Here is a 14,335-nt window from a genome sequence, read left to right as displayed (position 1 = left end):
GTTCCCACGCTCCGCGTGGGAATGCATCCTATGACGCTCTGCGTCACAAATTCGGGACCGGGTGGCGTTCCCACGCGGAGCGTGGGAACGATCGGTTATTGTTTTTCGGACTTGCCGTCATAGCGCTTGCGCCATTCGGTGAGGATGCTGTCGCGGTTCTTCGAGGCCCAGGCAAAGTCGTTCTTGATCAGGCGCTGCTCGTAGTCGGCCGGCAGCTCGGTCTGCGGCTTGGCGATGCCCGGCTGGGCGAGGACAGCGAAATTGTCCTTGTACAGCTCCATCGCGGCGGGGCTGGCGGAGAAGTCGGCAAGTTTTTTCGCCGCATCGGCGTGAGCAGTACCCTTCATCACGGCCGTTGCTTCAATGTCCCAACCCAGACCCTCTTTCGGCAGGATGATGTCCAATGGCGCCCCCTGGCGCTTGAGCTGCACCGCCGGGTACTCGAACGAAATACCAATCGGGAACTCCCCCGAGGCGGCCAGCTTGCACGGCTTGGAACCGGAGTGGACGTACTGGCCGATGTTCTGATGCAGTTCGTCCATGTACTGCCAACCCTGCTTTTCACCGAAGGTCTGCAACCAGGCGCTCACATCGAGGAAGCCGGTGCCGGACGACGCCGGGTTGGGCATCACGATCTTGCCCTTGTACTCAGGCTTGGTCAGGTCCTGCCAGCTCACCGGCTTGGTCAGGCCCTGTTTCTCGGCCTCGACGGTGTTGAAGCAGAGGGTCGCCGCCCATACGTCCATGCCGACCCAGGCCGGTGGGTTGGCGGGGTCGCGGTAATTTTTGCCGATCTTGCCCAGGTCCTTGGGCGCGTAGTTCTCCAGCATGCCCTGCTGGTCGAGGATCGCCAGGCTCGAAGCTGCCAGGCCCCACACTGCATCGGCTTGCGGGCGATCTTTCTCGGCCAGCAGCTTGGCCGTGATGATGCCGGTGGAGTCGCGCACCCACTTGATCTCAACGTCAGGGTTGGCCTTTTCGAAAGCCTGCTTGTAGGTCTTCAACTGCTCGGCTTCGAGCGCCGTGTACACCGTCAGTTCGGTCTTGGCGAAGGCATTCAGGCTGAATGCCGTGAGTACCGCAGCGACCAGCGCCAGGGGCTTGAACATGGAGCACCTCCTTCAGGGTTGTCATTGGCCGGGAGCGGACTGGCGCCAGGCTTGGGAGCGACGCAGCGCGCCACGTGAGGCCCACGCCAGCAGCAGCGAAACGCCGGCCGAAGTGAACAGGATCAGGCTCGACATGGCCGCCGCACCGCCCACGTTGCCGGCGTCGTCCATGTTCAACACGGCGACGGCGGCGAGGATAGTGTCGGGGCTGTAGAGAAAAATCGCGGCGGACACGGTGGTCATCGCCGATACAAACAGGTAGCGCACGATGTCCAGCAGCGCCGGCAGGCAGATCGGCACCGTGACGCGCAGGTAGTGGCGGTACAGCGGCGCCTTGAGCGACAGCGCGGCGGCTTCGAACTCGGCATCCAACTGGCGCAGGGCGGTGGTCGCGGTCATTTGTGCGGTGGTCAGATAGTGGGCAATGGTGCACACCATCAGCAACGTCATGCTCCCGTAGAACACATGCAGCGGGTTGCCGTTGAGGTTGAAAAAGAACACGTAGCCCAGGCCCAGCACCAAGCCTGGCACCGCCATCGGTACGAAGCTGAGCATGCGCAGGGCCAGGTTCAGGCCTTTCTGGCTTTGGGTTTTTTCCATCAGGTAGGCACCGGTGAAGATCAGCACACTGCCGAGCAACGCCGTGCACAGGGCCATGGTCAAGCTGTTGCGATAGGCCAGCCAGCCACCGCCTGCCGTGTCTTCGAACTGGTAGTGGTTGAGCGACAACGACAGGTTGTAGGGCCAGAACTTCACCAGCGAGGAATACACCGCCATGCCGAACACCAGCAGCAGTGCCGTGCAGATCAGCATCACGATGGCCAGATAACAGCCGTCTCTTGCACGCGATGGCGCGGGTCGAAACACTTGCGCGCGGCCGCTCATGGCGTCGCCATGCCGCCGGCGCAACCAGGCATCCACGCCAAAACTGAACAGCGCCGGCAGCAGCAACACCATGCCGATCAATGCGCCACGACCAAACTGTTGCTGGCCGACCACCGCCTTGTAGGCTTCCAGCGCCAGCACCTGATAATCCCCTCCCACCACCACGGGCACCCCGAAGTCGGTGATGGTCAGGGTAAACACCAGGCAGGACGCAGCAAATACGGCCTGGCGCGTGGCCGGCCAGGTGATGCTGCGAAACGCCCGGGCCGGGCTCGCACCCATGCTGGAAGCGGCATCGAACAAACGCGCATCCGCCAGGGACAGCGCTGACAGCAGAATCATCAAGGCGTGTGGGAAGGTGTAGATCACCTCACCCAACACGATGCCCCAGAAGCCGTAAATGTTCTCAGAGAGCAAACCGCGCAACAGGCCCTGGTTACCGAACAGGTACACCAGCGCAATCCCCGGCAACATCGACGGCGCCATTAATGGCAGCAATGACAGGCCGCGCCAAACGGCCTTGCCGGGAATCAATGTGCGTTGCAGGGCGTAGGCAAACAGGTAAGCCAGCGGTACGACAATGGCAGCCACACTGACTGACACTTTCAGGCTGTTACCCAGCAGCCAGTGAAAATTGTCGCTGGTCACCAGCTCTCGCGCCGCGATCCACCCGCCGCCCTGCCCGGCTTCGCTACTGAAACCTCGCCAGAAGATCGCCAGCAGTGGCAGCAGCACCGCGATAACCAGCAAAAACAGCCACAGCAGTTTGCCGCCGAGCACAAAAATACGATCGTCCATTTGTGCACGGGACACCTGGCGGGCTATCGGCAGCGTCATCACCGCAGCCATCTCAGGCAAACACCTGCAGGCTGCGCGGCGGCAGCGCCACCCAGATATCCTGGGCACCCAGGCGCGGCATGGCTTCCGGCGCCAGCTCGGCGAGCAATGGATGACCGGGCAATTGCGCCAGCTCAAAGCTCATGCGGCAGCGGTTGCCGAGAAAGGTGATCTCGCGGACCTTGGCCGGGAACAGGTTTTCTTCATGCACCGGCGGGTTGACGCTGATGGCTTCCGGGCGACAGAACAAACGCCCGGACTGGGCCACGCCGGCATCATCGGCCAAGCGCAGGTTCATACCACCATCCTGAGCGTGGCTGACACTGTTGCGGCTGAACGGCAACCAGTTGCCCTGGCCGACAAACTCCGCCACAAACGGTGTGGCCGGACGGTCGTAGATCGCCTGGGGCGTCGCGTATTGCTCGACCTTGCCGTTGTTCATCACGGCAATACGGTCGGCCATCAACATGGCCTCGTCCTGGTTGTGGGTGACCATCAAGGTGGTGATGCCCAGGCGTCGTTGCAGCTGGCGCAGCTCGGTGCACAGGTGCTCGCGGACACGGGCGTCGAGGGCCGACATCGGTTCATCCAGCAACAGCAGCGAAGGGGCCGGTGCCAGCGCTCGCGCCAGGGCGACACGTTGCTGCTGGCCGCCGGACAACTGGCCGGGGTACTTCTTTTCGCTGCCCACCAGGCCCACCAGTTCCAGCATCTGGCCGACGCGCTTGCGCACCTCATCGCGGCCGCTGCCGGTGAGACCGTAGCCGATATTGGCTTCGACGGTCAGGTTGGGAAACAGCGCGTAGGACTGGAACAAAATCCCGTAGTCCCGCGCCTGAGGCGGGAGCAGGGAAACGTCGCGATGGCCCAGGCGCAGTTCACCGCTATCCTGGCGTTCCAGGCCGGCGATGCAGCGCAACAAGGTGGTCTTGCCGCAACCGGACGGGCCCAGCAGGCACACCAGCTCGCCGGCGGCGACGTCCAGGGACACGTTGTCCAGCGCGGTAAACGCACCAAAGCGTTTCTGGATGCCCCGCACCGTCATGGGCGCACCGGGGTGGGTCAGGGCTGTGTTCATGCAAGGCACCTCATCGAACGGATGAAGGCCATGCTAGGTGGGCAATGCGTCGGTCATGTGGCAGGAAGGCAAAACGCGGTGATAGTGGTATTGGTGGATTTGGGTGTGGCTCATGGAGGTGCGGTGGCTGGACTGCCGCTATCGGGAGCAAGCCCCCTCCCACAGTTTGATCTGTGAATACATTCAGAATGTGGGAGGGGGCTTGCTCCCGATGAGGCCCTCAAAGCCGCCTACCTACTCAGAGGGGCGACATTTCCTGCGCCAACCCCAGAAACGCCGCCGGCAACCGTGCGCCCTTGCGCTCCTTGAGGCAGTACAGATACTCGGCAATCTGCGGCGCGTTTTCGATGGTCAACACGCGTAATTGCGGGTCGTGGGGTACTTCCTGGCGGGCAATGATGCTGATGCCGATGTTGCGCAGCACCGCCTCGCGGATCGATTCGCGGCTGCCGATTTCCAGCAACGGGCCATGGCTCACGCCCGCGCCTTGCAACAGGTCCTCCGTCAGGCGCCGTGTGGTCGAGCCCGCTTCGCGCATCAACAAGGTATGCCCGGCCAGTGCCGTCAGCGGCACATGCTCCAGCGCTGCCAGCGGGTGATTGCGATGGACCGCCAACACCAACGGGTCGGTGCCGAGCACACGGCGGATCAGCCGCGGGTCTTCGAGCAATTGCGAGGACGCGGCGACGTCAACGCGGTAATCATCCAGCGCTTCAAGCACCTGTTGGGAGTTGCCGATTTCCACCGACACCTCCACCTGGGGCAGGCGCTCACGAAAGGCTTTGACCAGGTCGAGGATGTAATACGGCGCCGTCGCGGCGATGCGCAGAGCGCCCTGGACCTGACCGTTGTTGCGCAGGAAGAACTCGATGTCCGCTTCCTGCTGCAACAGCGCCTTGACCATCGGCAGCAGGCGCGCGCCTTCGTCACTGACGGTGAGGCGGCGCCCGCCACGGTAAAACAGCTCGACCCCGTACTGGCTTTCCAGGTTGCGGATCTGGGTGGTGACGGTGGGCTGGCTCAGGCCGAGCTTCTTCGCCGCCTGGGTAATGCTGCCCAGGCGGGCGACCATGAAAAACGCCTTCAACTCGGCACTCAGCACACCACCCTCTCATCCTCTATTTGCGCAACAGGCGCAGGCCATTGAACACTACCAGCAGGCTTACGCCCATATCGGCGAACACCGCCATCCACATGGTGGCCATGCCCAGGAAAGTCACGGCAAGAAAGATCGCCTTGATCACCAGCGCCAGAACGATGTTCTGCTTGAGGATACTCGACGTTTGCCGCGACAAACGAATGAATGCCGGGATCTTGCGCAAATCATCGTCCATCAAGGCCACGTCGGCGGTCTCGATCGCCGTGTCGGTGCCGGCGGCGGCCATGGCAAACCCGATCTCGGCGCGGGCCAGGGCCGGCGCGTCGTTGATGCCGTCGCCGACCATGCCGACACGGTGGCCTTGGCCATAGAGGGTTTCGATGGCTTGCAGCTTGTCGGTGGGCAGCAGGTCGCCTTGGGCTTGATCGATACCGACCTGGGCGCCAATGGCTTGGGCGGTGTGAGTATTGTCGCCGGTGAGCATCAGGGTCTTGATACCCAGGTCGTGCAGTTGCTGGATGGCTTCACGGCTGCTGTCTTTGACGGTGTCGGCGACGGCGAACAACGCCAAGGGGCCGGACTTGTCGAGCAACAACACCACGGACTTGCCTTGTTTCTCCAGGGCGAACAGCTTTTCTTCCAGTGCCGGCGAGCACAGGCCAAGGTCTTCCACCAGCCGGTGGTTGCCCAAGTGATAGGTTTCGCCGTTGATATCCCCGCGCACGCCACGGCCGGCCAGGGCCGCGAAGTTATCCACAGCGTGTAGGGGCAGCTTTTTATCCACAGCAGCATTGGCAATCGCCAGGGACACCGGGTGGTCGGAGCGCCCGGCCAGGCTGGCAGCCAGGGCGGGCGAGGTGTCCGCGACGTTGGGGAACAACGCCAGGTAGTCGGTTTGCACCGGCTTGCCGTGGGTAATGGTGCCGGTCTTGTCGAGCGCCAGGTAGTCGAGTTTGTAGCCACCCTCCAGGTACACGCCGCCCTTGATCAGGATGCCTTTGCGCGCCGCCGCCGCCAGGCCGCTGACGATGGTCACGGGCGTCGAGATCACCAAGGCGCAAGGGCAAGCCACCACCAGCAACACCAAGGCACGGTAGATCCAGTCGAACCAGGCGCCAGCCATGAACAACGGCGGGATGATCGCCACACCCAGCGCGAACAGGAACACCGCCGGGGTATAGACCTTCGAGAAGCTGTCCACAAAACGCTGGGTCGGTGCCCGCGCGCCTTGGGCTTGTTCCACCGCATGAATGATGCGCGCCAGCGTAGAGTTGTTCGCCGCGGCGGTGACCTTGTACTCCAGGGAGCCGGCCTGGTTGATGGTGCCGGCGAAGACTTTATCGCCCACGGTCTTTTCAATCGGCAGGCTTTCACCGGTGATCGGCGCCTGGTCGATAGTGGACTGGCCCGCAGTGACTTCACCGTCGAGGCCGATGCGCTCACCGGGTTTTACCCGAACGATCGCGCCCAGTTTAATGCTTTTGACCTCCTGTTCCACCCATGAACCGTCGGCCTGCCGCACCGTGGCCTGTTCCGGCGTCATTTGCATCAAGCCGCTAATGGCGTTACGAGCACGATCCAGGGATTTGGCTTCGATCAACTCGGCCACGGTGAACAGGAACATCACCATCGCCGCTTCGGGCCACTGGCCAATCAGCACGGCACCGGTAACAGCGATGCTCATCAGCGCATTGATGTTCAGGTTCAGGTTCTTGAGCGCGATCCAGCCCTTCTTATAGGTGGTAAGCCCGCCGCTGAGGATCGACACCAACGCCACCAAGGCGATCACCCAGGTCGGCGCGACGCCAGTGAAGTGCAGCACCTCGGCGCCCAACGCTCCTACGCCAGACACAGCCAAAGGCCACCAGTGTTTCTTGGCGGGAGGCTGCGCGGCGGGGGCACCCTCTTCAATCGGGTCGGCCTGCATGCCCAAGGATTTGATGGCATCGATGATCGGCGCGGTGCTCGGCAGGTCATGCGTCACGCCGAGGATGCGGTTGATCAGGTTGAATTCCAGCTGCTGCACGCCGGCGAGCTTGCCCAGTTTGTTCTGGATCAGTGTCTGCTCGGTGGGGCAGTCCATGGCTTCGATGCGAAAAGTGCTCAAGCGCGAGCCCGCCGTCGGCGTTTGGCTGAGCGTCACCACAGCAGGCGCAGCCTTGCTCGAACAGCAAGAGCCCGCATGGCTGGCATGATCATGCGGCTTGACCGGCGTCAGTTTGGCGCCGTGGTCGTGGCTATGTGCATGATCGTGGTCATGATCATGTTTGTGATCATGCTTATTCGGGGTGTGGATGGAATCGCTCATTCGGTCGCGTCCGTAAAGGTGCCTGTTGCCAAGTAAAGACCCTGTAGCCACTATAGGGTCAAGCACCCATTTGGAGATTGCAGCAATGAAGATCGGCGAACTGGCCAAACTGACCGACTGCCAGGTGGAAACTATCCGTTACTACGAGAAAGAGGGCCTGCTACCGCCCCCGGCGCGCACCGACGCCAACTACCGCGTATACACCCAGGCCCACACCGAACGGCTGATCTTCATCCGCAATTGCCGCAGCCTGGACATGACCCTGGAAGAAATCCGCAGCCTGCTCGGGCTACGCGACAGCCCCCAGGACCAATGCGAAAGCGTGAATGCCTTGATCGACGAGCATATCCAACACGTGAAAGCGCGGATCGATGGGCTGTTGGTGCTACAGGAACAGCTGCTGGACCTGCGCCAACGCTGCGGCGGTGGAGCGGGCCTGGATCAATGCGGGATTTTGCAGCGGCTGGAAGTCAGCGGCAGTGTGGCGGCCAGCGAGGCTGAGCCTTCGCATGTGGGCAGAAGCCATGGGCACTGATTCTAGTGACCACAGCCCCTCCCACAATGACCGGTGCAGGCCTCAGATGGCCACGTCGGCCTTGATGCTTGGATCGGCGTCATAGCCCACAATTTCGAAATCTTCGAACTTGTAGTCATAGATCGACGCAGGTTTGCGCTTGATCACCAGCTCCGGCAGCTTTTTCGGCGTACGCGCCAGCTGGGTGCGGATCTGTTCCATGTGGTTGCTGTAGGCATGGGTATCGCCGGTGGTGACGATGATCTCGTGGGGGATCAGGTCGCACTGCTGGGCCAGCATGTGGGTGAGCAACGCCAGCGCGGCGGTGTTGTACGGCAGGCCCAGGAATACATCGGAGCTGCGGATATACAACTGCATCGACAGATGACCGTCATGCACGAACGCCTGGTACAACAGGTGGCACGGCGGCAAAGCCTGCTTGCCGTTGCGCGCGTTTTCCTGGGGGCTCTTGGTTTCGTCCGGCAGGTACTCGACGTTCCAGCCGTGGAACAGGATGCGGCGGCTGTTCGGGTTGGTCTTGAGCGTGTGGACCATGTAGTCGATCTGGTTGATCTTGCCGCCATCCTTGGTCGGCCAGGCGGTCCACTGCTCGCCGTACACCGGGCCCAGGTCGCCGTCTTCGGTGGCCCATTCATCCCAGATGCGTACGCCGTTTTCGTTCAGCCACTTGATGTTGGTGTTGCCGCTCAACATCCAGATCAATTCGTTGGCGATGCTTTTGAAATGAAGCTTCTTGGTGGTCAGCAGCGGGAAGCCGTCGGCCAAGTTATGCCGATACTGACGGGCAAACACGGCCTTGGTGCCGGTGCCGGTGCGATCGCCCTTGGTCAATCCATTGGTCACGACGTCGTTCAGTAGTTCGAGATATTGCTTCATGTGAGTACCCGTATCGTTGAAGCCGAGGCCGGCAAAAGCCTCGGCGTCGAATTTAAAGCGCTGTGTTCTTGATGCCTTGCGGGCGATTGTAAGCCCACCACAACAGGCCCAGACCCGCGATGATCATCGGCAGGCTGAGAATCTGCCCCATGGTCAACCAGCCCCACGCCAGGTAGCCCAGCTGTGCATCCGGCACCCGCACGAACTCGACGATGAAACGGAAGATCCCGTAGAACAGCGCGAACATGCCGGAAACCGCCATGGTCGGACGCGGCTTGCGCGAGAAGATGTACAGAATCAGGAACAGTGCCACACCTTCCAAGGCAAACTGGTAGAGCTGCGACGGGTGGCGCGGCAATTGCGCCGGGTCGCTGAACGGCGGGAACACCATGGCCCACGGCACGTCAGTCGGCTTGCCCCACAATTCGGCGTTGATGAAGTTACCGATGCGCCCGGCGCCCAGGCCGATCGGCACGAACGGTGCGACGAAGTCCATCAGTTGGAAGAACGACTTGCCATTGCGCCGGCCGAACCACCACGCGGCGATCATCACGCCGACAAACCCGCCGTGGAACGCCATGCCGCCCTTCCACACTTCGAAGATCAGCGTCGGATGGGCGATATAGGCTGGCAGATCGTAGAACAACACATACCCCAGGCGCCCGCCGACGATCACCCCCATCGACATCCAGAACACCATGTCGGAGAGTTTCTCCTTGGTCCAGGTCGGGTCGAAACGGTTCAGGCGCCGGGAAGCCAGCAGCCAGGCACCGCCGATGCCGATCAGGTACATCAACCCGTACCAGTGGATTTGCAGCGGACCGATGGCCACGGCCACCGGGTTGATCTGCGGGTAAGGCAGCATTGCGACTCCTCGTTAAATCATTAGTCATGGCGCACCGGACCATGCCGGTGTGCGATTAAGCCTGCGTTACAGCCGCTATTTCAAATTAAGAAGTTCACACGTACCGAACCGCCAGGCATGTTAACGGATGGAAGGCGTGCGACCCAACTTCGATGCGATGGAACACCCGCCGCGGTGTGAGTAGAGTGGCAAAAAACACAAAAGGGATTTGCCTGATGTGCCTAATAGTTTTCGCCTGGCGGCCGGGCCACGCCCAACCGCTGATCGTCGCGGCCAACCGTGATGAGTTCTACGCCCGCCCCAGCCTGCCGCTGGCCCAGTGGCCGGATGCGCCCCAGGTGTATGCCGGTCGCGATCAGGAAGCGGGCGGCACCTGGTTGGGCGTGAGCGCCGACGGGCGTTTTGCCGCCCTGACCAACATCCGGGACCCGCACCAGCCGCCGGCACGCAAGTCCCGGGGAGAGCTGGTGGCGCGCTTTCTCAGCGGAACATTAGCGATTGACGACTATTTGGCCGACGTTAACGGACGATCGATTGAATATGCCGGCTTTAACCTGCTGGTGGGCACGCCCGATGAGCTGTGGCACTACAACGCCAAGCACACCGCGCCTACACGGCTGGAGCCTGGGGTTTATGGGCTCTCCAATGCCGGGCTGGATACGCCATGGCCCAAATTGCTCAAGGCCAAGGCGGCGTTGCGCGAACGGCTCGAAGATCCGCAGCCGCAAGCCTTGCTGGACATATTGAGTGACCCACAAACCGCACCGTTTGCCGATTTGCCGGACACCGGCGTGGGATTGGCCACGGAGAGTTTATTGTCGAGCGTGTTCATTGCCAGCCCCAGCTATGGGACGCGGGCGAGTACGGCGCTGATCGTGAATGCCGACGGGACGCGGCGGATGGTGGAACGCAGTTTCGGCCCACTGGGAGGCAGGTTGGGCGAAGTAGAACTCAGCCTCTGAGCAACACCACAAAACTACTGTGGGAGGGGGTCAGTCGACATCTACTTGACTGACCCTCCGCTATCGGGAGCAAGCCCCCTCCCACATTTTTGATGTGTACCAAGCTTTAGAGAGTTTTGGCAGAGGCCGGGTTGATCATCCGCGTCAGCCCCAGGTTCTTCAGCGCCAGCTGCAGCGAGCTGTGGATAACTTGCGGGTTGTCGATGGTCATCAACTCGGCCAGCAGGTCCTTGGCCATGCTCAGTTCGACCTGGCGCAGCATCCACTTCACCTTCGGCAAGTTGGTGGCGTTCATCGACAAGCTGTCAAAGCCCATCGCCATCAGCAGCACCGCCGCTGCCGGGTCGCCGGCCATTTCACCACAGATGCTCACCGGCTTGCCTTCGGCATGGGCTTCACGCACCACATGTTGCAGGGCTTGCAGCACGGCCGGGTGCAGGTAGTCGTAAAGGTCGGCCACCCGTGGGTTATTGCGGTCCACGGCCAGCAGATATTGGGTGAGGTCGTTGGAACCCACCGACAGGAAGTCCACCTGCCGCGCCAACTCCTTGGCCTGGTAAACCGCAGCCGGAATTTCGATCATCACGCCAATCGGCGGCATCGGCACGTCGGCACCTTCGTCGCGGACTTCGCCCCAGGCACGATGGATCAGGTGCAGCGCCTCTTCCAGCTCATGGGTACCGGAAATCATCGGCAGCAGGATGCGCAGGTTGTTCAAGCCCTCGCTGGCCTTGAGCATGGCGCGGGTCTGCACGAGGAAAATCTCAGGGTGGTCGAGCGTCACGCGAATGCCGCGCCAGCCGAGGAATGGGTTGTCTTCCTTGATCGGGAAATACGACAGTGACTTGTCGCCGCCGATATCCAGGCTGCGCATGGTCACCGGCAGCGGGTGGAAGGCTTGCAGTTGCTCGCGATAGATCGCCAACTGCTCCTTCTCGCTCGGGAACCGCTGGTTGATCATGAACGGCACTTCGGTACGGTACAGGCCGACCCCTTCGGCGCCACGCTGCTGCGCGCGAGCTACATCAGCCAGCAGGCCGGTGTTGACCAGCAACGGCATACGGCGCCCATCCAGGGTGACACACGGCAGTTCGCGCAATGAGTCCAGGCCCAGCGCCAGTTGTTTCTCTTCCTGCACCACTTCGGTGTACTGCTTGCGCAGCACTACGCTGGGGTTGGTGTAGACCTCGCCGCGATGACCATCGACGATCATGTCGATGCCATCGACCTTGGAATACGGCAGGTCCACCAGGCCCATTACCGTCGGGATGCCCATGGCCCGGGCCAGGATTGCGACGTGGGAGTTGCCCGAGCCGAGTACCGAGACCAGACCCACCAGTTTTCCCTGAGGCACTTCGCCGAGCATGGTGGCGGTCAGTTCTTGACTGACGAGGATGGTGTTATCGGGATAAACCAGGTTGTTGGTGCGATCTTCCTGCAGGTAAGCCAGCAGGCGACGGCCCAGGTCGCGCACATCCGAGGCGCGCTCCCGCAGGTAGGCGTCGTCCATCAGTTCAAAACGGTTGACGTGATCGGTCACCACCTGGCGCAACGCGCCCTGGGCCCACTGGCCGGTCTTGATCACGTTCTTGACTTCGCTGCCCAGGGACGCGTCGTCAAGCATCATCTGGTACACATCGAACAACGCCCGTTCTTCGGGGCGTAGCTGGGTCGCCAGCTTGGTTGACAGGTTGCGCATGTCGGCGCGCACGCCTTCCAGTGCGGTCTTGAACAGTTTGATTTCTGCGTCGATGTCATCGACGGTCTTGTCCGGCACGACGTCGAGGTCGGCTGGCGGCAGCATGACCACCGCCGTCCCCACCGCAGCCCCCGGCGAGCCCGGAACACCGACGAACTTGGCTTCCTGGATGCCCTTGCCCTGGCGGCCCAGGCCGCGAATCGAACCCGTCGCCTCGGCGTGAGCAATGACCCCGGCAAGCTGTGCGCTCATGGTCACGAGGAAGGCTTCTTCACCCTCGTCGAACTGGCGGCGCTCTTTCTGCTGGATGACCAACACGCCGACGACGCGGCGGTGGTGAATGATCGGGGCGCCGAGGAACGAGGCATAGCGCTCTTCGCCGGTTTCGGCAAAGTAGCGATAACGCGGGTGATCGGCCGCGTTTTCAAGGTTCAGGGGTTCTTCACGCGTCCCCACCAGGCCAACCAGACCTTCATTGGGCGCCATGCTGACCTTGCCAATGGAGCGCTTGTTCAAGCCCTCGGTGGCCATCAGCACAAAACGGTTGGTCTCTGGGTCCAGCAGGTAAACCGAGCAGACCTGGCTGCCCATGGCTTCCTTGACGCGCAACACAATAATCCCCAACGCCGCCTTGAGATCCTTGGCGGAGTTAACTTCCTGGACGATCTTGCGCAGCGTATTGAGCATGGCTCGGGGTCGAACTCCGTCGTCAGTCGCGCGCTAAAAGGCGCGGGGCAAGCTCTTTAAGAGCGCGACGATAAACCTCGCGCTTGAATGTCACCACCTGGCCCAACGGGTACCAATAGCTGACCCAACGCCAGCCATCGAACTCCGGTTTACCGGTCAAATCCATCCGCACCCGCTGCTCATTGGAGATCAGGCGCAGGAGAAACCATTTCTGTTTCTGGCCGATGCACAGCGGTTGGCTGTGGGTACGCACCAGGCGTTGCGGCAAACGATAGCGCAACCAGCCACGGGTGCAGGCCAGAATTTGCACATCTTCACGCTCAAGGCCGACTTCTTCATTCAACTCACGGTACAAGGCGTCTTCAGGGGTTTCGTCGGGGTTGATCCCACCTTGAGGAAACTGCCAGGCATCTTGGTTGATTCGGCGAGCCCATAGCACCTGTCCGGCATCATTCGTAAGAATAATCCCGACATTAGGACGGAAACCATCGGGGTCGATCACGGCAACAACCTCGCAAACGCATGTCGCCGCATTGTTCCACAAAGGTTGATGAAGCGGCAACGAGGCTTCTTACCTTATGTGCACTCTTGTGAAAAGACCGTATTCTGGACGCCTTTTTACAGACTTTTCAGCGAGTAACTGCAATGCGCCTGGCTTTATTCGACTTGGACAACACCCTTCTCGGCGGTGACAGCGATCACGCGTGGGGCGATTACCTGTGCGCCCGTGGGATTCTCGACCCGGTGGCCTACAAGGCCCGCAACGACGCGTTCTACCAGGACTACCTGGCCGGCAAGCTGGACAATGCCGCCTACCTGAACTTCAGCCTGGAAATCCTCGGCCGTACCGAAATGGCCCAGCTGGAGCAGTGGCACCAAGACTTTATGCGCGACTGCATCGACCCGCTGATGCTGCCGCTGGCCGAGGAACTGCTGGCCAAACACCGCGCCGCCGGCGACAAGCTGGTGATCATCACCGCCACCAACCGTTTCGTCACCGCGCCGATTGCCGCACGCCTGGGCGTTGAAACCCTGATCGCCACCGAGTGCGAGATCGACAATGGCCGCTACACCGGGCGCAGCACCGACGTGCCGTGCTTTCGTGAAGGCAAGGTGACGCGCTTGAACCGTTGGCTGGAAGAAACCGGATATAGCCTGCAAGACAGCTACTTCTACAGCGACTCGATGAATGATTTGCCGCTGCTGGAGCAAGTGACCCATCCGGTGGCGGTGGATCCGGATCCGAATCTTCGTGCCGAGGCCGAGAAGCGCGGCTGGCCAGTAATCACACTCCGCATGTAGTGAGCGGGCTTGCCCCGCGCTGGGGGGCGAAGCCGCCCCAACAAGGACGCTGGGGTGTTTCAGGTAGACCGAGGCGCCTGGGTTTGGGGCGGC

Annotated in this window: 12 protein-coding genes; 3 read left to right on the top strand and 9 right to left on the bottom strand. The window is 61.6% G+C overall.

Annotated elements, in window-relative coordinates:
- Window positions 1-95: 95 nt before the first annotated feature.
- The 5 genes from ACQRBT_RS10815 to ACQRBT_RS10795 form a co-directional block, all read right to left on the bottom strand.
- Entirely contained in the window at window positions 96-1,109 is a 1,014-nt protein-coding gene (locus ACQRBT_RS10815) for a putative 2-aminoethylphosphonate ABC transporter substrate-binding protein (RefSeq protein WP_060753501.1), read from the bottom strand.
- 21 nt (window positions 1,110-1,130) lie between these two features.
- Window positions 1,131-2,843, bottom strand: coding sequence for a putative 2-aminoethylphosphonate ABC transporter permease subunit (locus ACQRBT_RS10810; RefSeq protein WP_412046177.1), 1,713 nt, complete (start codon window positions 2,841-2,843; stop codon window positions 1,131-1,133).
- Window position 2,844: 1 nt separating this feature from the next.
- The gene (locus tag ACQRBT_RS10805; protein WP_412046178.1) at window positions 2,845-3,909 is read right to left on the bottom strand and encodes a putative 2-aminoethylphosphonate ABC transporter ATP-binding protein; all 1,065 of its coding nucleotides are present in this window, start codon (window positions 3,907-3,909) and stop codon (window positions 2,845-2,847) included.
- Window positions 3,910-4,147: 238 nt separating this feature from the next.
- On the bottom strand, window positions 4,148-5,011 hold the full coding sequence (locus ACQRBT_RS10800; RefSeq protein WP_090368163.1) for a LysR family transcriptional regulator: 864 nt from the start codon (window positions 5,009-5,011) through the stop codon (window positions 4,148-4,150).
- A 16-nt stretch (window positions 5,012-5,027) separates the two neighbouring features.
- A complete protein-coding gene (locus ACQRBT_RS10795; RefSeq protein ID WP_412046179.1) occupies window positions 5,028-7,316 on the bottom strand; it encodes a heavy metal translocating P-type ATPase in 2,289 nt (762 codons plus the stop codon).
- An 85-nt stretch (window positions 7,317-7,401) separates the two neighbouring features.
- On the opposite strand from ACQRBT_RS10795, the gene cadR reads away from it, so the two are divergent.
- A complete protein-coding gene (gene cadR / locus ACQRBT_RS10790) occupies window positions 7,402-7,851 on the top strand; it encodes a Cd(II)/Pb(II)-responsive transcriptional regulator (protein WP_060753506.1) in 450 nt (149 codons plus the stop codon).
- 42 nt (window positions 7,852-7,893) lie between these two features.
- Here cadR and ACQRBT_RS10785 read toward each other — a convergent pair whose 3' ends face one another.
- Both ACQRBT_RS10785 and lgt read right to left on the bottom strand, forming a co-directional pair.
- Window positions 7,894-8,727, bottom strand: coding sequence for a thymidylate synthase (locus ACQRBT_RS10785; protein WP_060753507.1), 834 nt, complete (start codon window positions 8,725-8,727; stop codon window positions 7,894-7,896).
- Window positions 8,728-8,779: 52 nt separating this feature from the next.
- Window positions 8,780-9,592 (bottom strand): prolipoprotein diacylglyceryl transferase, encoded by an 813-nt coding sequence (gene lgt / locus ACQRBT_RS10780; protein ID WP_060753508.1) that lies wholly within the window; start codon window positions 9,590-9,592, stop codon window positions 8,780-8,782.
- A gap of 215 nt (window positions 9,593-9,807) precedes the next feature.
- On the opposite strand from lgt, the gene ACQRBT_RS10775 reads away from it, so the two are divergent.
- A complete protein-coding gene (locus tag ACQRBT_RS10775) occupies window positions 9,808-10,554 on the top strand; it encodes an NRDE family protein (protein ID WP_060753509.1) in 747 nt (248 codons plus the stop codon).
- Window positions 10,555-10,660: 106 nt separating this feature from the next.
- Here the strand turns inward: ACQRBT_RS10775 and ptsP are convergent, their stop codons facing one another.
- Window positions 10,661-12,940: a phosphoenolpyruvate--protein phosphotransferase gene (ptsP, locus tag ACQRBT_RS10770; protein WP_161548633.1), complete on the bottom strand. Its 2,280-nt coding sequence runs from the start codon at window positions 12,938-12,940 to the stop codon at window positions 10,661-10,663.
- Between the two features lie 22 nt (window positions 12,941-12,962).
- On the bottom strand, window positions 12,963-13,442 hold the full coding sequence (locus ACQRBT_RS10765; protein WP_003176750.1) for an RNA pyrophosphohydrolase: 480 nt from the start codon (window positions 13,440-13,442) through the stop codon (window positions 12,963-12,965).
- A gap of 143 nt (window positions 13,443-13,585) precedes the next feature.
- Between ACQRBT_RS10765 and ACQRBT_RS10760 the strand changes: the two genes are divergently transcribed.
- Window positions 13,586-14,242: an HAD family hydrolase gene (locus ACQRBT_RS10760; protein ID WP_412046180.1), complete on the top strand. Its 657-nt coding sequence runs from the start codon at window positions 13,586-13,588 to the stop codon at window positions 14,240-14,242.
- Window positions 14,243-14,335: the final 93 nt, after the last annotated feature.

Origin of the sequence: Pseudomonas sp. R19M (genome assembly GCF_050312585.1) — a bacterium.
GTDB lineage: Bacteria > Pseudomonadota > Gammaproteobacteria > Pseudomonadales > Pseudomonadaceae > Aquipseudomonas > Aquipseudomonas palleroniana.
This window is presented reverse-complemented; position numbering and strand designations above follow the sequence as displayed.